Source organism: Desulfuromonas acetoxidans DSM 684 (genome assembly GCF_000167355.1).
GTDB lineage: Bacteria > Desulfobacterota > Desulfuromonadia > Desulfuromonadales > Desulfuromonadaceae > Desulfuromonas > Desulfuromonas acetoxidans.
The window spans coordinates 78,196-96,098 of record NZ_AAEW02000010.1 but is presented as its reverse complement, the minus strand read 5'-3'; the positions used below and the strand labels follow the sequence as shown (position 1 = coordinate 96,098).

Below are 17,903 nucleotides of genomic sequence, written 5' to 3'. Positions count from 1 at the left end.
TTTCAATATCAAGCTGCCGTTGAAGCATTTAATACACAGCGTTCACCACACAAAAAAAGGCAACATTAAATTAACAACCCGTTAATTTCATTTACGAAACAAACGAAACCCTTTGCCACGGCCGCAACACAATGCCAACAGTCCCGTGTCGGCGGTAAAAATTGCAACACTGTTCTTAAATAGGTATGATTCCCTTTCACCCGCATCAGTAAGATCAAGGTGAATAAGAGCGTACACGTGCTTGGGCTGAATGCGTTTGAAAAAATCCGGGTCGCCCCCAGAGATCCGGTAGTGATTTTTTCAAAGCTCAGTCGGCTCAATGAGCTGTGCGATCTGCCACCGGTAGCTTCACTGATTCAGGTTTCAATGTAGATTGAAAGGATTATTTTCATGGCAAATTTCATCCCTCCTCAGGGCTTGGCACAGGCTCTGGTTCCCTGGGGGACCCAAAAAGCGCAGCGTCCCCTTGTTGATCTTTTAGTTCTCGGCTTTCTGGCGGGAGCATATATCGGTTTTGCCGCACATCTGGCAACAGTCGTTGGCACAGGTGACTTTGCCTGGCTGGGCATGAAGAAGCTTGCGGTGGGGGCGGTATTCAGTCTCGGTCTGATGCTGGTGATCATTCCCGGTTCAGAATTGTGGACCGGCAATACCCTGATGAGTGTCTCTTTGTTACAACGACAGATCTCCTGGAAAGACATGATGCGCAACTGGCTGCTGGTCTATATCGGCAATCTGGCCGGTTCGCTGTTTCTTGCCTGGATGATTGCCGGACAAACGGGGATTCTTGATGGGCCGATCGGAGTATCCGCAGTGAAGATTGCTGTTGCCAAAGTCTCCCAGCCCGTGGCAGACAGCTCCCATAATCTGGCCTATTTTTTCCGCGCCGTGGGATGTAACTGGCTGGTCTGCCTGGCGATCCTGCTGGCCATGGCGGCTCAGGACATCGGCGGTAAAATCCTCGGCATTTTCTTTCCGATTATGGCGTTTGTCGCTTCCGGCTTCGAGCACGCAATTGCCAATATGTACTTCATCCCGGCGGGTATTTTTGCCCGACAATGGCCAAATGTTCAGGCCATGATAGAGCCAGACCCTACCGTTATGGCTTCATTGAACTGGTCAAGCATGTGGATCGACAATCTACTGGTTGTCACCTTGGGTAATCTTGTCGGTGGCAGTATCTTTGTCGGTGGGCTGTACTGGCTGGTTTACATTCGCCGAGCAGATCACTAATCCACAGCGCAGCGCATCAGACCAACAAAACAGAATTTCATCCCACTTTTGAACACATCCCCCCGTCACTTTTCCCTTCGCTTACACCACGTTAAACCACTCCTCGCCATTTTTGACATTGACATTAATAAATAGAAAAAGCAAAATGAAAGAGCTATTTTCATCGGCATTTCCGATTTCAATTGATGGCCACTTTTCCTATTTCTGTCCTGGGTTTTACATGCATCGTCTTTTTTTCACCACCCTCTGTGTGCTTGTTCTGTTCACCAGTATGGCCCATGCATTAGACTTGGGAGAGAACATTCAACTCCACGGCTTTGCCTCACAAGGCTACATCAACAGTCACAACAACAACTTCCTGGCTCACAGTCGCTCAGGATCAATCAAGATGAGCGATATTGGGCTCAATCTCAACTGGCGGCCATTCCAATCGTTACGCATCGGTGCTCAGGGATATTACCGTAACCTGGGTGATTACAACGAAAATCGCATTGTTCTGGATTGGGGCGTTATCGATTACCACCCGCTGGATTTTTTCGGTGTTCGCGCCGGTAAAGTAAAAATGCCTTTGGGATTGTACAATGAGGTGCGTGATTCACAGTTCCTGTTGCCGATGGTGTTTCTGCCGCAAAGTATTTATGACGAAAGCCGTCGCGACAGCAATCTGGCCTATATCGGTGTCGGCGTGTACGGCAATATTGCCTGTGGAAAATTTGGCGATGTGGATTACCACCTGTTCACCGGACAAACAGACGTGCCAGACGAAAGTCAGCTTGAACAGAACAACGTAAACTCGGCCATGGCCATCATTGAGCGGAATAACACACTGCCGGGCAGCAAACAGAATCCATTAATCCCTGACAGCTATGAATCTCTGGATCGTGAAAGTGATGATCTGTACGGTGGTGCTTTGGTTTACAACACCCCCTTGGGACTGCGCCTGAGCTTCACCCTTTTTCACAGCAAGGCAAGCCTTTATCTCAACGACTCGTCTCAACCGGCAGGAAGCACCCTGGTACATAACCGCTTTGTTTTTTCAGCAGAATACAGTGCTGAACAGTGGCTTATCGCCAGCGAATACAGTGAAACGGACAGAACCACAACCATTTTCGGCTCAACGTCTTTGGATGGTCCGACACAGTCCTGGTATGTCATGGTCTGTTATAACCCTGTTGAAAGCTGGACATTCTCGCTGCTTTACGATGAATTTTATCGGATGAAACATGACAAGCACAGCGATGAACGCCCCCAGGCAGAACCCTATACAGGCTGGCGCAAGGATATCGGTGCAGGTGTGCGTTACGACATTAATGACTGGTGTAATTTGAAGTTTGAATACCACTATGTCGACGGTAGCGCCATGCAACTCAGTGTCATCAATGATGCTCCCAAACGGTACTGGAGCTATTTTGCGGCCAGACTTTCGGTGGTTTTCTGATGAGATATGCGATCCTGGCCATTCTGATTATATTGCTGAGCCTGCCGCCGGTCTATGCAACGACGGTTGAATCAGCATTGCGAGTTGTTGTGTCTGCACAGAACCCGCAACAGCAACTGAGCCGTTCGGAGCTCAATCGTATTTTTCTTGGTAAAACCCGCAAATGGACGCATGGGGAACGCGTTGCTCTCGCCATCAACTCTGAAGCATCCGCCATGGATGAATTCTGCCAAACGATTGTCCACAAGACGCCTCGACAATTCTCCATGTATTGGCGCAAGCAACTCTACTCAGGGCACAGTATGCTTCCGGCTCAATTTGACACTGACGAGCACATCATCGACTATGTTGCAGAACATTCCGGTGCCATCGGGTTTATCCTCTCGCCAATCAACGACCCTCGTATCAAAGAGGTGATGATCGCACCATGAGCGTCTGGTTTCGGAGTATTCGGGCAAAAGTATGGCTGTGCGTAACCATTGTTTTAATGGGTTATTTCGCGGCAACCCTGGTTGGATTCTATGTCAACATCTATCAATACAAGCGTCTGACCCATCTGCAAGCCACCCACATCCCGCTGACCACTCTGGGCAATGAAGCGCTTAAACAATTTGAGCAACAAACAGAGGAATATGAAGACGCCTTTCTACTGGCTGAGGTTGAACTTTCTCAACAAGCTGCTGAAATGAACAACCACGTTCTCAATCCGTTGGATCAATTGATTCAGGTCACAAAAACCCATCCAACCAGCCCAGTAGATCTCACTAAGTTACAACAGGTCAGAAAAGACTACCTCCAACTCTCCGCCATGGCGGAACAGCTCCATACAAAGATTGCCAGCAATATCTTCTCGGCAACCAGCCAGACAGAGATCCAACAATTCAGTGAGGCCCAAAGAAACTTTGGCGACGAATTACACTCTCTGGCAACCACTCTTAACAACGCATTGCTGCTTGAAGTTGAGCAACATAAAAATCGCGCCCTGAACAGTATCATCTTGCTTTCAGTCCTGTTCATGGTTGTCCTCTTTATTGTTGCCCTTTCGGTCAGTCAGGTTTCAAGTGCCCTGCTGGTCGCTCCGTTGAGACACATTCAGGAAAATATTGAGCGGTTTGAACAGGGGTTGAGTCTGAAAAAACCCGCCCTGGAAAACAACAGCGATGAGATCGGCCAGTTGGCCGCAGCTTTCTGGAACATGACGGAAAAACTCGGCAGAACGACGGTTTCTAAAAATTATGTCGACAATATTATCAATAATATGTCGGGAGCCCTGGTGGTCTTGCGTCCCGACCTGACCATCCATAAAGTCAACCCTCAGACACAGGATTTGTTTGGCTTTAGCGAAGAGGAACTCATCGGTCAACCGTTAACGCTTTTAGTTGATTGCGATCAGGATGCTCACAATAGCCCGGAACGGATCAAAAAGTTATTTCGCGGCGAGTCGATTCGCAATACTGAAATTTGTGCAACCAGTAAATCAGGCCAGGAGATCCCGTTACATTTTTCCGGCGCGCCCATGTATGACGATCTGGGCAACCTGAACGCGCTGATCTGCCTGTTCGATGACGTCACCGAATTGAAACAGGCCGAGGCAAAACTCAAACAACTGGCCCATCACGACCCGCTGACCGGGCTGGCAAATCGCAACCTGTTTTTCGACCGACTCCAACATGCACTCCACGATGCAAAACGTCATGGACGCATTTTTGCGCTGCTCTACCTTGATCTGGATAAATTCAAGCCGATCAACGACACATTGGGCCACGAATTCGGGGATCTCGCCTTGCAGGAGATCAGCAAACGTCTGCAGGAAACCCTGCGCGGAGACGACACGGTTGCCCGTATTGGCGGCGATGAATTTATCATCATCCTCAACGGCCTGCCTGACATTAACGCAGCAGTGCCCCTGGCTGAGAAAGTGATTCGCACCATCCTCACCCCCATCCAGATCGGCTCGTTATCCCATCAGCTGGGGGTCAGTGTCGGCATCAGTGTCTTTCCCGGTGATGGCAAAGATACCGACACCCTTATTTCCACCGCAGATAAAGCGATGTATGTGGCCAAACACAGTGGCGGCAACGGCTACAGTGGCGCCGGACATGACTATACCTGCTGCATTGACCCCGCAGAATAGAGCCGGTTTTCGCCACAACTACTGCTCGGTGTAAAACACTTCGGTTTCTTTCTCCGGCACCAGGTCGCGCATCGGATTGCTCCGGTTCAACACAAGGTTGTGCAGATAAAACAGCAGAGTAAAACCGCCAACAGCAAGATTCAGATCCATCACCAGCGTCACCACAGCAGTGCCGCTGATCATCAATCCTTCGCGATTGGTGACATAGATCTCCCGCTCATCGCGACGCGAAAAAAAGTCCTTCCACTGATACCAACGCTTGGTCACAAGCTGCTTCAGGTACAAACGCAGCGGCATAAAATCAAACACATCATAGCCCACTTTCATCAGCACACCGACAAACACTGCCTTGGGAATATAATTGATCCATTCCTGAAACAGCATCATTTCAATCAAAACAAAGGCCCCGGTCACAATCCCGGCCAGGCGTAGATTCGCCTCCTCCTTGAGCATCAGTACCGAACGGATTGTCGCTTGGGCACCGGGAATTCCGCCAACCAGTGCGCAAGCGCCACTGGCAACGCCCTGCGCCATCAACTCCTGATTTTGGCGCGTTACTTCACCACTCATCTTATCAACCACCAAAGAGGTTAGAAGCGTGTCGAGGTAACACAACAATGTCAGCTGAATGGAAAACGGCAACGCCGCTTTCAGCGTGGCCAAAGACCAATCCCGTGGCCACTGTTGCTGGATAAAACCGAAGAAATCCGCACCACCGAAGGAACCGTTGATCTGGACTCTTTCAACCTCGGGGCACAACAAGGCGCAGCCAACAGAAACCAGGATAATCGCCAGCAGGGTCGAGGGGAGAAAACGAGCACGCCGCCCGACCAGATGCCGCATCAGCGGCGCCAGAACAAAAATCAACACCAGAGTCGCCACCACAACCACAGCATTGGCTCCCATGCCGCCTTTCAGAGCCAGCTTGTCTCCCCAGCCAAACACAACATAAAGTTGATCCTGCCAGATCAGCAGGGCAATGCCGCTCATAAACCCGGACACCACCACATTGGGGACCAGGCGAATAAAGCGCCCCAGTCGCAACAATGCCATCATCAGCAGCAACAACCCGGTGAGCAAAAACACCAGATTGATAAATTGATCCGCCTGACTGGACATGGCCACGCGCTCATAGGCAAACGCCACCACCACGGCACTGACCGCACTCATCGGCGCGGTCGGGCCGGAACACTGTACCCGTGTCCCCCCCAACAAAGCTGTGATCAGGGCGATGATACCAGCGGACAGCATGCCTGAAAAAGCGCCCCGCCCGGAAAGGATGCCCAACGCCGCCCCTAGACTCAACGCGATAAAACTGACGGTAAAACCAATGACACAGTTCCGTAGAATATTTTCCAGTGAAAGTTTGGCAGAATCGTCCACAGCCCCCTCCCTGTAAAAACATCGCCTCGGTCACCCTTTCAGAACACGGGCCGATCCGAACAACAACAAGATCAAATAACAATGTTCTACTAAGTCAAGTTACACATAAAAATGACGATATTCAATCAACACAAAGAAATAAAAAAACCTTGTTAATTCAATATATTATTTATTCTCACATCTTTGGAAGAAAAGAGATTTCGTTCTATTTCCACATCAACAAAATCATAACTGCGATATCAAAAATGAATCTGACATCCCAGAATTTGAGCGTAGTATTTATCGTTGAAAAAAATAGCGGCAATAGCGGCGTTGAGCTGGCAGGCTATTGAAAGGCAACCTGTAGACCCCATAGGCTGAAGACAAAAATCAAGGACAGCTTTTCAAATCCTTGATTTTATAAGCAAGAGGGAAATCGCATTTTCGACTTGCATCGATGAAAAGCCCCCCGGAGGGGACTTTTTCAATACCCACGAAAAGCCTGGGAGAGATTCACGGCAAAGATAAACTCTCTGTGAGAAAAGAACAAAGCATCTGTTTCGCAGCCGGGTTGTCCCGGCTGCGAAACAGATCTTAGAAACGGCCGAATTCGTCATCATCAAGGCTGATTTGCGCAGTAGCCTGAGATCCTCCCCAACCGGAAGAGCTGGTTGAGGATGGCTTGGCAGCCGACACTGTCGGTTGGTATTGAGGCTGAGGAGCCGGCTCAACAAAGGCCTGAGCCTGTCCGGCCAGCTTGAAACGACTCAACAATTGCTTAAGATGCGCGGCCTGAGCACTTAACTGTTCTGCCGCAGCCGCCGATTCTTCGGCCGTGGCCGTATTCTGCTGGACGCCCTCATCAATCTGCCCCAGCCCCTGGTTGATCTGAGAGATGCCTTGTGCCTGCTCGTTGCTGGCCGCGGCAATTTCAGCGACCAGATCCGTGACTTTGGTAATGCCTTCAACAATCTCTTCCAAAGCTGCTGAGGTCTGTTGGGCCATTTCGGTGCCATTCTCGGTCTTGGCCACTGACCCCTCGATCAATTCAGCAGTTTCACTGGCCGCCTTGGCACTGCGCGCCGCCAGGTTACGCACCTCTTCGGCAACGACTGCAAAGCCCTTGCCGTGCTGACCGGCACGAGCAGCCTCGACAGCAGCATTCAGCGCCAACAGATTGGTCTGAAAAGCAATCTCATCAATGGTCTTGATAATCTTATTGATATTCTGTCCAGCGTCATTGATCTCATTCATTGCCGCTACCATAGCGCGCATTTTTTCACCACCGGATGCCGCCGCCTTGCTCGCTTCACTGGACAACTGACTGGCAGTGTTGGCACTATCGGCGCTATGGCGGGTCTGTGAGGCCATCTCATTGATGGAACTGCTGATCTCTTCGAGAGAGGCCGCTGTTTCAGTTGCCCCCTGCGACAGGGTCTGACTGGAGTCCGCTACTTGAGAGCTGGCAGAACTGATCTGGTCGCCGCCGGCACGAATCTGAGCGATCAAATCAGTGAGCTGGTGCACCATGGCCTTCATAGAGGTGCCAAATTGATCCCGTTCAGAGGCCAGATGCACGTCAACGGCAAAATTACCTTCAGCGATTTCAGCGGCCAGATCGGCATGTTGTTTCAGGTTGGCGGCCATCAACTTGAGTGATTTCGCCAATTCACCGACTTCATCACCGGAACTGTGGTCAATATCAACAGCCATGTCGCCATCGGCAATCTGGTTGGCCACCCCTTTAAGAGCCACCAAAGGACGCACAATTTGGCGCAACAGAACAAAGACCAGCGGCAGGATAATCACGACAAAACAGACCACAACGGTTCCAAGCCCCCACCACAGGGCCTGACTGGTGGTATGATTAATTTCTGCATACAACTCAGCTTTACGCGCATCAACATCATCGACATAAATCCCGGTGCCGACGAGAAAATCGGTGCCCGGAATCAAAGTGGCATAACTCAGTTTCGGCTGCGACACCTCGCTGCCCGGTTTCGGCCAGACATATTCGCTAAAGTCACCACCTGACTTGGCCGCTTTGACCAGATCGCGGATAATATAAACGCCATTTTCATCTTTCAGATCGATTAAGTCTTTACCTTCCAGTGCCCGTTTAGGCGGAAGAGAGACCAACAACCCTTGGGTGGTATAGATCATAAAATAGCCGGACTTATCGGGATAAAACGCCACCGGCGTATTCAGTGTGCGAAGGTGTTCAATCTGCTCCTCTTTACTGTCCAGAGATTGAATCGCTTCCCCCAAGGTGATCGCCATCCCATCGGTCAACGCCTTGAGTTTGTCACGATGTCCCTCCATCATCACCGCTCCGGTCTGTTCGACCGCCAGACTGCCGACATTGTTCAAGGCATTGTAGCCAAAGATTCCGACGACAAAGCTGAACAAGGTGACGGCAGTCACCAGAATCCAGATCTTAAAACTGATTGACAAATTTTTCATAAACTCTCTCCCCACTTTTGTAAGTCGCACCCAGCGCGAATGTTCGTTCAAACACCTATCCACTTAGTTTAGCCGAAGTTTCAGGAAGTTAAATGGAAGTGCCTCACTTTCATGTGAAAAAAAATACGGTGAGCTGTTGCTTTATTTGCACTGAATATCAAAGAAAATAAAAATGAGACTTGAGAGATAATCCACGTGTGCAAAGCGCAACGAAAAGTGGGGGGGGGGTGGAAACAAAAAAAACCGTCCTGCGCTATGACAAAGACGGCGTTTTTTAAACTAACGTTAGAAAAGAGAGAGATCAGGCATCATCCTGAAGAAATAAAGCGCTGAACAAATCATAACTGGTTTGCGCCTGATGGTGGGCAACGTCCACAGTGGGAATCTGCGCGGAAAACGTTTTGCCGGCGGCCAGCTGATGTTGGTAGTCGCCGCTGGTCGGTGCCTGTGCGGCATCAAAAGACAGCACTTCAAGATCGGGATAACGCTCGCGCAACTGGTCGGCAAGACGCTGCGTCAAATATTCTGCAGCGTCACGACCTGTTAAGCCGAATTGCGAGATATCGTCCCAGATCGATCCCGTCCCCCTGCCATCAGCATTGCTCTCCATACGGCTCCAGCCGTTTTCCAACACGTTACCGACAATTTTACCGTTCGATTGGAACACGGCAAACAGCTTCATTTCATTCTGGCGGGCGATTTGCGCAGCGATCTCTTCGCTGGTTCTCTCGGCAGGTAATTGAATATTGGACAGCGCATCATCAAACTTTATGATGCTGTCAAAATCATTCAAAGGGGTTAAATCAGCAACGGAAAGGCGCGTAAAAGAAAGAGACGAAGCAGACACGGACGACATGGCGGACTCCTTGATTAAGAATTAACAGAGCACTCGCCTGTTTATCGGCATACCAGGTGTTTTTCTTTAACGTACGCGGGGAAATTCTTGTATTGGTCAGAAGATCCAGCTTGCGGCATTCGGCGGTGCCTGCTGTTCTTCCAAGGCTTTGAGGCCTTTCGCACAGCGCACAGCCAACCAGACCAACCAAAACAGTAACAGCAAATAGCCGATGAGAAAGGCCGAAAGCAGACCACCGACAAAAATGTATAAGGCTCCGATCCAGAAGGTGCGAATCTGAAAATCATAATGGCTGCGCAGCCAGACCGGCGCATCGCCACGATACACATAGGCCATGATGACACCGATAATCCCTGTGATACCGAGGACAATCCCCACCAGGTAGAGGATATAGATCAACTTTGCCGTTTTTTCACTGCTCTTGTTCTCCACGATCGTTCCGTCACTCATTCATCGCTCCCTTCAATAGCGAGTCAACGCTTCCCTGCTCGACCACGGAAGCAACATAAAAATTACGAGCCGAGCAGACACTCGCGCTCCTGCTCCATCGACTCATAATAGCGCGCTTCAAGCAGAGTTCCTTCCGGATCACGAAAATAGATCGATGTCCCTTGACCATGTGCACCCCAGCGTGGCACCGGCCCGGTTTCAATCTCCACCTGATGTTCCAGCAAACGCTCATGCAATGCCTGCCACTGGCTTTTGCTCACCGCCACGCACAAATGGTTCAACAACCCACGTTGTTGCCCCGGTTGCTTGGCCCACAGTTTTTTGGGAAACAGATCGATGATGGTATTGGCATTGAGGCGCACCGAGGCAAACGGCACCTTCCCGGCACGATAGGCGGTTAAACGCTCACTTGGTAACTCTAAAACCTCCGTATAAAACACCAGCATCCGGTCATCGTCTTCAACATTCAACGCAATATGATCCAGTAAACATTCCATAGCCCCTCCTTGTCAGTTCATCTATAAGGGTGCTGGATAGATCAACAAAGTCAACCGACAAAAGGTGCGCCAAGAGCTGTTTTTTGGCTCCCCTTCTCTTAAATGCACCAAGGGCGCTCACCACAAAAATGATGAACGCCCCTGATGGTTAGCATCATCAATACCTGCTCACGGTTGGTGACCGATCGTCTCGCCAACTTTGACCAGCGTCTCGATTCCAGCGGCACTATTTTTCAGCAGATCGTCATCAAAAACAATGGCATCTTTCAGAAACACCAGCACCACGGTAGAACCACCAAAATCAAAGTAGCCTTTCTCCTGCATGCGCTCAACGCTCTTGCCTTGATAGGTCTGATGAATCCCGGCAACACCAAACGCCCCCACTTCCATGAATGCCACGCGACCAAACCGATCACTGTCCAGCAGCGTGTAGGAGCGCTTATTGACACAGAAAACCCGCGGCTTGGCTTTCAGGGCCATGGGATTGACCGAATGGTATTGCCCGGCAATGGCTACCGAATCCGCCACCGTTGCATCACAGGGAAAGTGATAGCGATGGTAATCTGCCGGGCACAGGCGCACCACGGCGACTTTGCCTCCGCAAAATTCAGCCATCGGTCGGCCAAACAGAGCATCCAACCGATCTTCCACCCCTTTCACGGTAACCAGGCTATCACCCTCGATGTCCTCGTAAACCAGCAAACGACCATCTGCCGGACACAAAAAATGGGCGGGGTCCTCTGAAAAAGGGCGGGCCCCCTCTTTGAGCTTGCGGGTAAAAAAAGCATTGAAGCTGGCAAACGTTTCTCTGGGCTCGGCAAACTCGCTCTCATCAATGTTGAGATCGGTAATGGCCGAATCAATTTTACCTTTGGACAACGGTGAATCGAAATACCAGCCCAGAGCACGACTAAGCCAAGACGTGCCAAACAAAAGCTGCGAGCACCATTGGCCACTCATGGTTTGATAGGCCCATTTAATCGCAGCGTCACCCATTACGGTTTCGCGACAAAGCTGTCCGTTTTGTCGATCAAAATATTCAATACTATCCAAGGCAATCCATCCTTTTATCGTTTCTAAGATCATTCAGATGTCAACAAACCACGCTTAACCTACTGGAGTAGCGAAAAAAGGTCATCAATAAAGTCACGTTACGACCTTTCTTTTTTGGCGGGAGCAACCAACAGGCTTGCATTGACAAAAATGTTTTGCATACTTCCAGAATCAGGCGCCAACAAAAGCCTGCTATTCACAACTCACCCCGCCATCCCCAGATCGGAAAGGAGCTCAACAGATGTCTTACAGAATCCTAGAAGAAGATTGCACAGCTTGCGGCGAATGTGAACCGGTATGTCCTGTTGACTGCATCTCAGCCAAAGACAACGGCAAACGTCTGATCAATGAAGAGGAATGTATCGATTGTGGAGCCTGTGCGGATGCCTGCCCGGTTGATTGTATTTATCAGCACGCCCACTAGGGCAAACAACAACTGAAAACTTCCCCAAGCCACAGTGCCGTCACCGTCCGGTGAAGCCTGTGGCTTTTTTATTGCTTCAGCAATTTAAATGTTGTTTCAAGCCAATGCCACGGACACACCACAACATTAATTGGTGACATACGACCTCATTAGTTTATAATAGTGACATCCTGCACCATTATTAGGAGATTCCATGAACATGACAACGAAGTCATCCTTGTGGATACTATCCGTAGTGGTTCTCCTCTGCGTTTTCGCGCTAAACTCCCGGCAACCGTCTACCCCTGCAATAAAAGTCGCCGTCCATCACTGGATCGGCTACGAATCCCTGGCACTGAGCGAACAGGAACACCTCCTTGACCCCACCCTCGTCACTCTGGTTCACAGTACATCCCTTTCAGAATCTGCAGCCCTGTTGCGGCAAAACAAAGTTGATGCAGCAGCATTGACCTTTGATGAAGTTTTTCAACTACGTCAGGAAGGGATCCCCCTGACAGTCGTTCTTATCTTTGATGTGTCTGCCGGCGCAGATATCCTCCTGACGCGACCGGAAATCAACAGCCTTAAGCAATTAAAGGGAAAAACCATCGGCATGGAACAATCGGCCCTGAGCCAATTGCTTCTGAGCGCCATTCTCGATAAAGCCGAATTAACCCCATTAGATATCGACCTGCGTTATGGCATTGTTGCCAATCATGGGCAGCTGTGGCAACAACCAGCCATTGATGCGCTGCTCACATACCTCCCTCTGGCGAAAGGGATTGATCAAGACGCGACATGTCTGTTTGATTCCCGGCAAATTCCCAATACCATCAGAGATGTTCTCGCTGTCCGCAGTGATCGGTGCGAATCATTTCGTCCAGCGCTTCAACATCTGCTGGAATGCCACTTCAACATTTTAACCAAGCTGACTCAAAACGATCCAGACACTCTGCACCGCATTGCGCCCCTGCTTGGTTTTTCCGTTCAACAAACTGCCGAAGTTCTGCGCAAAGTGAAATTCCCCAGCCTGGAATGCAACATCGGCTTTCTCACACCGAACACAAAAAAAAGCCATCAAGCTCTTGATACGCTTATCAGTACAATGCAGCAGGCAGAACTTCTCCCTCAACACGTGAACTGCGAGCGTCTGATTGACAGTTCTTTTCTGCCAGGGCCCCAGGAGTAATGAAGATGGCATCCTTTTTTACGAAAATGCTCGCGGTCAGCCTGTTACTGGTCACACTCTGCCCTCTTCAGCCCCTGGCCATAGAATTGAGTCAAATCAAAATCGGTGTTTTGTCGTTCCAGCCCAAATCAACGTCGGCCAAACGTTGGGCGGTACTCGCCGACCACTTGAAAAAAATCTATCCGGAATTGCACCATGTGGTGATCAAGCCCATGAAGAAAGACGAGCTGGAAAAAGCCATCAGCAACAGCCAGATTGACTTTGTGTTAACCAATCCGGCTCAATATATCCGGTTCCACAACTGTTATGGGCTTTCTGCCCCTCTTGCCACCGTTATTCGCGGCACACGTCAGACCCCCCTGTCCGGTTTTGGTGGAACAATTTTCGTCAAAGCAGACAACAACCGGATCAACACCCTGGCCGATATCAGTACGTGTCGGGTAGCGGTTCCCTTTTTACATGCATTCGGTGCGGCACAAATGCAGCAGTATGAATTGCATCTCCATCATTATCCGGTGATCCCGGAGGATCATTTTGTCATTACTGGACTCCCACACGACACCGTGGTTAAAGCGGTGCAAACCGGAGAAGCCGATGTGGGGTTTGCCAGGGCAGGAACCTTGGAGCGGATGGTGCAGGAAAGAACAATCGCTTTTTCCCAATTTAAAATCATCCACGAACAACCATTTAAAGACTTTCCGGCACGTGTTTCCACGCATCTTTATCCGGAATGGCCCATTGCTGCGTTGCGGCATGTTTCGCAGCAAGATCAAAGTATCGTGCTCTCGGCTTTGCTGCAAATGCACCGGATTCCTGACGGCAAGCTGCCCTTTGGTGTCTGCGGATTCTCACCTCCGGCAGACTACAATCAGGTTGAAAATCTGATGCGTACTTTGCGTCTGCCCCCCTTCGACCGAATCCCCGAATACCGCCTTACCGATATCTGGACACAATATAAAACCCAGTCCAGTTTTGTTCTGGTCGCCATGGCCATCATTGTCCTTTTGACATGCTACCTGTTTGTCAGTCGGCGAAAACTTTACCTGGCGCAACAAAAGCTGATGAGAATCAGCGAACGGGATCCGTTAACCGGCCTCTACAACCGACGAAAATTTATGAACTATTATGAAAAAGAGTGGAAAGCCGCCCAGCGCTCGAAAACGCCTCTTGCCGTGTTGATGATCGATATTGACCACTTTAAAGATTACAACGACCATTATGGCCATCTGGCGGGTGATGTCGCGTTAACCGCTGTTGCCGGAGCCATTGAAACACGCATCACTCGGCCTCGCGATTGTACCGCACGTTATGGAGGAGAAGAGTTTATCGGCCTGCTCCCGGAAACCGACGACCTCGCCGCAGCTCAGGTTGCAGAAAAGATCAGAATTCAGGTGGAAAAACTCCAGGTGCAGCACGCTTATTCGGCAACAGCAGATCATATTACCGTCAGTATCGGGATCACCAGTCTGCAGGAAGGGGATAAAATCAACCGGATGGAACTGATCAATCTGGCGGACAAAGCTCTCTACGAAGCCAAAGAAGCAGGACGCAACTGTGTCAAGATCGCCTAGGTCAGCCCTGCCAACCCAGCCACATCGCTGTAGCCGTCAACAATAAACCAAACAGAACGCCCTGGGCCTTCTGATGGCGCTCATTGGCAACCAAAGTCGCCAGCGAATTGCCACCAACGATCCAGATCATGTTGGTCGATAACGTCAACAGCAGCAGCGCCACAGCCAGGCCGACAACACGCTGTGTGCTTCCAGGACCAGGGGTATAAAACTGGGAAAACATGATGGTGGGAACCAGTAGGAATTTGGCGTTCAATAGCTCGACAATTACACCATCTTTAAATGTCAGCGGTTTAAGAATCTGTCCCTTTCGACAGGACATCTTAAAAAACTTCACCGCCAGATAAAGTAGAAACAACACACCGGCATACTTGATGCCGTCGAGGATGCGTGGTGACACCGAAACGATATAGTCGATACAAAAACCGACCGTCAGGCTTTGCACCATTCCGGTCATGTTTGCCCCTAACCAAAACGGCACGGTTCCCTTGACCCCAAATGTACTGCCTGAAGCAGCAAAGAGGATATTGGCCGGACCGGGACTGATGACAATGGGCAGCAAGGTGACCAGCCACAGAAAAAACGTATCAAACGTCATAACGTTCACTCTTCAGATTCGAAAAGTTATCAGAGAAAAACAACCGCTGAATCATACGCTCTTTTGCTTTATGGTGGAATAGCTATTCACTCAGAGCACATTTCATCTTGTAGCCACCGGTGATTTCAAAGCCATTGTCCCGATAAAATGCCACAGTCCGCTCAAATTCCGGAACTGGCGGGGTGCATAATTCCAAACGCGTCCAGTTCTTTTGCCGAGCCACACCCCGCACCATTTCAATCAACTGCCGCCCGACACCCTGGGAACGATACGCTGGCAGGATATAAAATTCCTGAACAATGCCAAACGCCCCTTCCGCATAAAGTGAATAACTTTCACACAGCGCTGCAAATCCGACAACCTCTTCACCTTCCAAAGCAGCAATCACAGTGTAGTGACCGTTTTCCAGATAGTCCCGACACAGGCGAGCAGCTTTTGGTACATCGACGTCGAAATGATTGATTCCGGTACGCTCAATAATTTCGTTGGTCAGACAGACAGCCAGCCGGGCAATATCCTCAGCACGCGCGCTATTAATCTCTGAAAAATCCATTTGGCATTCTCCACACCATGATCCGAATATTCTTTTCGCTCATCAAAGCCCACTAAAAAAGAACAGATCCATTCTGCACCAAATGTCGAATTGTGTAAAAAAAATTGACAGATGGTGATTTGCTAATGTATTCAAGAGAATAAATTTTACATATTAAAATATTTTTTCAAAACTACAGACAGTCCATAACGTCAGGCTTACCTTAACAGTCTTATCCTGCGGAGAAAAATCAATGTCGGACCCTCTTTACAACATTACCTTTCAAGGCAAGCTTCTTTACGGCTATGAACAAGATGAAGTGCGCAACAATCTGGCCAAGCTGACAAAATTCGACGAACAGATGTTAAACCGACTGTTTTCCGGTGAAAAAGTGGTCCTGAAAAAGGAACTCGACCTGGCAACCGCTGAGCGCTATAAAGAAGTTTTGGATAAAACAGGTGCCCGTTGCGAAGTCGTACTGCTCTGTAAAAAAAACAACACGCCTGACGAGACCGAAAAACTGCTGCCTGAAGAAACACACGGCACAACCTGCCCCAAATGCGGAGCAACCGGCCAAGCAGAGGAAAGTTGTGCCAGATGCGGCATCCTGTTCAGCAAATACCGTCAACGTCAGGAACAGATCGCTTCAGGGCAGGGCCGCCCCGCCCCGGCAAGCCACAATGAAGCCAGCTATTTTGATGAGCATCAGGAACAGCTATTCATTTTAAAAGCGTTTGCCGTTATCGTCGGCATTATCTGTCTACAATCTTTTCTCAGCAGTTTTATCGGCTTGTTCATGCTGTTTTTCCCGGTGATTTTTCTTTTTTACGTCAAAATGCAGGCGACAGTGGAGGACCGCTCTGCCACTGAAGTTCTGGCCGAACACATTACTTTTATGCCGGTCATGTACACCACCGGTGAAAAAAGAAAAGAGGATGTCGCCGTCGTAACCTACAGCCTGATCCTGGTCAATATCCTGATTTTCTATCTCTATGAAATTAATACAGATCCCGAATTTCTCGTCAATAACTTGCTGTTTTTACCTCTCAAACCAAACGCATGGAATACGCCATTTAGTATTTTCAGCTATATGTTTCTTCATGCCAGCGGTGCCCATTTATGGGGCAACATGTTGTTTCTATGGGCCGTTGGAACCGTGGTTGAAAAGAGAATCGGTTGGAAACGCTACTTGGCCTTTTATCTACTCTCGGGAATGAGTGCGGCGTTTGTCTCGCTGTTCATTCACCTGGTTTTTCTCAACACACCGGTACACGTTTTAGGGGCATCCGGAGCGATCGCCGGAATAATGGGTATTTATGCCGTTCGCTGTTACTTTAAAAGTATGGTTTTCCCCCTCCCCATTCTGGGAATCTTCTCGCTCATTCTACCGGTCAGTCTCAAAGTTCGTCTCAATGCCTTGGTCATTATCGGTCTGTTTTTTTTAGCCGATTTAAGTGGTGGGATCGGCCAATTAACAGGCAAAGCCTCAATGATTGGCCACTGGACGCACATCGGTGGCATGTTAGGTGGAATCGGACTGGCGACATTTTTCAAGCTGAGCCGAGACGCCTTCAAAGAACGCCATCTTGAAATCGGCAGTACCAGCGTCCACGGTCAAAAACTTGGCATCAATACGGAGGCGGGTGAAGACTCATTACGACTTGTTTTGAAAGATAATCCACAGGACGTGGAGGCTTTACTGCTCCTGGCACAGCTTAAAAGTAAATACAGTGCAACCGACGAAGGAGCTGAACTTTATCCCAAAGCTATCAGTCTATTGATTAAAGACAATCGCCTCCCTGAAGCTGCAACAGCGTTCTTGGACTTTTACCGTATCTACCTCAAAGGTGTTGCGGCAAAGGACCTTTATCGCCTCGCAGGCTACTTTAATCAACACAATGAACTTGAACATGCCGGAACGTGCCTGGAGCTTTTGTGCAAGGACAGCACAACACCCCATCCGATTCTGGAGAAATCGCTCTATCAGTATGGCCGATTACTCGACATCATGGGATTTCCCGAAGCCGCCGCAGAATACTTCCAAAAAGTGATGGATCAGTTTCCAGAGTCGCCATTCAGTGAGAAACTTCAGTATCTAAAACAAAACAATTCGCTATAAGCAGT

Annotated in this window: 15 protein-coding genes and 1 pseudogene; 8 read left to right on the top strand and 8 right to left on the bottom strand. The window is 49.5% G+C overall.

All coding sequences use genetic code 11. From position 1 onward, the window contains the following. Positions 1-390: 390 nt before the first annotated feature. The 4 genes from DACE_RS09900 to DACE_RS17345 all read left to right on the top strand — a co-directional run bounded on the left by DACE_RS09900 (position 391) and on the right by DACE_RS17345 (position 4,805). Complete coding sequence (locus tag DACE_RS09900) at positions 391-1,233, top strand: formate/nitrite transporter family protein (RefSeq protein ID WP_006000840.1); 843 nt, start codon at positions 391-393, stop codon at positions 1,231-1,233. Between the two features lie 220 nt (positions 1,234-1,453). After that, complete coding sequence (locus DACE_RS09895; RefSeq protein ID WP_006000838.1) at positions 1,454-2,671, top strand: hypothetical protein; 1,218 nt, start codon at positions 1,454-1,456, stop codon at positions 2,669-2,671. Then, positions 2,671-3,102: a type 2 periplasmic-binding domain-containing protein gene (locus DACE_RS09890; protein WP_006000836.1), complete on the top strand. Its 432-nt coding sequence runs from the start codon at positions 2,671-2,673 to the stop codon at positions 3,100-3,102. Before DACE_RS09895 ends, DACE_RS09890 begins: the two co-directional genes overlap by 1 nt. After that, positions 3,099-4,805 carry a sensor domain-containing diguanylate cyclase gene (locus DACE_RS17345; protein WP_006000834.1) on the top strand — a complete coding sequence of 569 codons (1,707 nt, stop codon included), beginning with the start codon at positions 3,099-3,101 and terminating at the stop codon, positions 4,803-4,805. The genes DACE_RS09890 and DACE_RS17345 overlap by 4 nt, the downstream gene beginning before the upstream one ends. Before the next feature lie 18 nt (positions 4,806-4,823). On the opposite strand, the gene DACE_RS09880 is transcribed toward DACE_RS17345, so the two are convergent. From DACE_RS09880 to asd, 6 genes are all read right to left on the bottom strand, one after another. Continuing rightward, positions 4,824-6,188: a SulP family inorganic anion transporter gene (locus DACE_RS09880; RefSeq protein WP_006000832.1), complete on the bottom strand. Its 1,365-nt coding sequence runs from the start codon at positions 6,186-6,188 to the stop codon at positions 4,824-4,826. Positions 6,189-6,761: 573 nt separating this feature from the next. Further along, entirely contained in the window at positions 6,762-8,630 is a 1,869-nt protein-coding gene (locus DACE_RS09875) for a methyl-accepting chemotaxis protein (RefSeq protein ID WP_006000830.1), read from the bottom strand. A gap of 301 nt (positions 8,631-8,931) precedes the next feature. After that, positions 8,932-9,486 carry a hypothetical protein gene (locus DACE_RS09870; protein WP_006000827.1) on the bottom strand — a complete coding sequence of 185 codons (555 nt, stop codon included), beginning with the start codon at positions 9,484-9,486 and terminating at the stop codon, positions 8,932-8,934. A 96-nt stretch (positions 9,487-9,582) separates the two neighbouring features. Beyond that, entirely contained in the window at positions 9,583-9,936 is a 354-nt protein-coding gene (locus DACE_RS09865) for a DUF4870 family protein (protein WP_006000824.1), read from the bottom strand. Positions 9,937-9,998: 62 nt separating this feature from the next. Next, on the bottom strand, positions 9,999-10,433 hold the full coding sequence (locus tag DACE_RS09860; protein WP_006000823.1) for a VOC family protein: 435 nt from the start codon (positions 10,431-10,433) through the stop codon (positions 9,999-10,001). Between the two features lie 168 nt (positions 10,434-10,601). Next, positions 10,602-11,486 carry an archaetidylserine decarboxylase gene (asd, locus tag DACE_RS09855; protein ID WP_198912576.1) on the bottom strand — a complete coding sequence of 295 codons (885 nt, stop codon included), beginning with the start codon at positions 11,484-11,486 and terminating at the stop codon, positions 10,602-10,604. A 196-nt stretch (positions 11,487-11,682) separates the two neighbouring features. Between asd and DACE_RS09850 the strand changes: the two are divergent. From DACE_RS09850 to DACE_RS09840, 3 genes and pseudogenes are all read left to right on the top strand, one after another. Beyond that, positions 11,683-11,910: pseudogene (locus tag DACE_RS09850) on the top strand (indolepyruvate ferredoxin oxidoreductase subunit alpha); the annotation flags it as partial. Between the two features lie 193 nt (positions 11,911-12,103). Beyond that, positions 12,104-13,078, top strand: a complete 975-nt coding sequence (locus DACE_RS09845) for an ABC transporter substrate-binding protein (protein WP_006000817.1) — start codon at positions 12,104-12,106, stop codon at positions 13,076-13,078. Positions 13,079-13,083: 5 nt separating this feature from the next. Beyond that, positions 13,084-14,649: a diguanylate cyclase gene (locus DACE_RS09840; protein WP_006000815.1), complete on the top strand. Its 1,566-nt coding sequence runs from the start codon at positions 13,084-13,086 to the stop codon at positions 14,647-14,649. A gap of 1 nt (position 14,650) precedes the next feature. Here DACE_RS09840 and DACE_RS09835 read toward each other — a convergent pair whose 3' ends face one another. Next, positions 14,651-15,247, bottom strand: coding sequence for a LysE family translocator (locus tag DACE_RS09835; protein WP_006000813.1), 597 nt, complete (start codon positions 15,245-15,247; stop codon positions 14,651-14,653). An 82-nt stretch (positions 15,248-15,329) separates the two neighbouring features. Further along, positions 15,330-15,800 carry a GNAT family N-acetyltransferase gene (locus DACE_RS09830; protein ID WP_006000811.1) on the bottom strand — a complete coding sequence of 157 codons (471 nt, stop codon included), beginning with the start codon at positions 15,798-15,800 and terminating at the stop codon, positions 15,330-15,332. A gap of 232 nt (positions 15,801-16,032) precedes the next feature. Here DACE_RS09830 and DACE_RS17340 point away from each other — a divergent pair, with 232 nt between their 5' ends. After that, positions 16,033-17,898, top strand: a complete 1,866-nt coding sequence (locus tag DACE_RS17340; RefSeq protein ID WP_006000809.1) for a rhomboid family intramembrane serine protease — start codon at positions 16,033-16,035, stop codon at positions 17,896-17,898. Positions 17,899-17,903 lie beyond the last annotated feature (5 nt).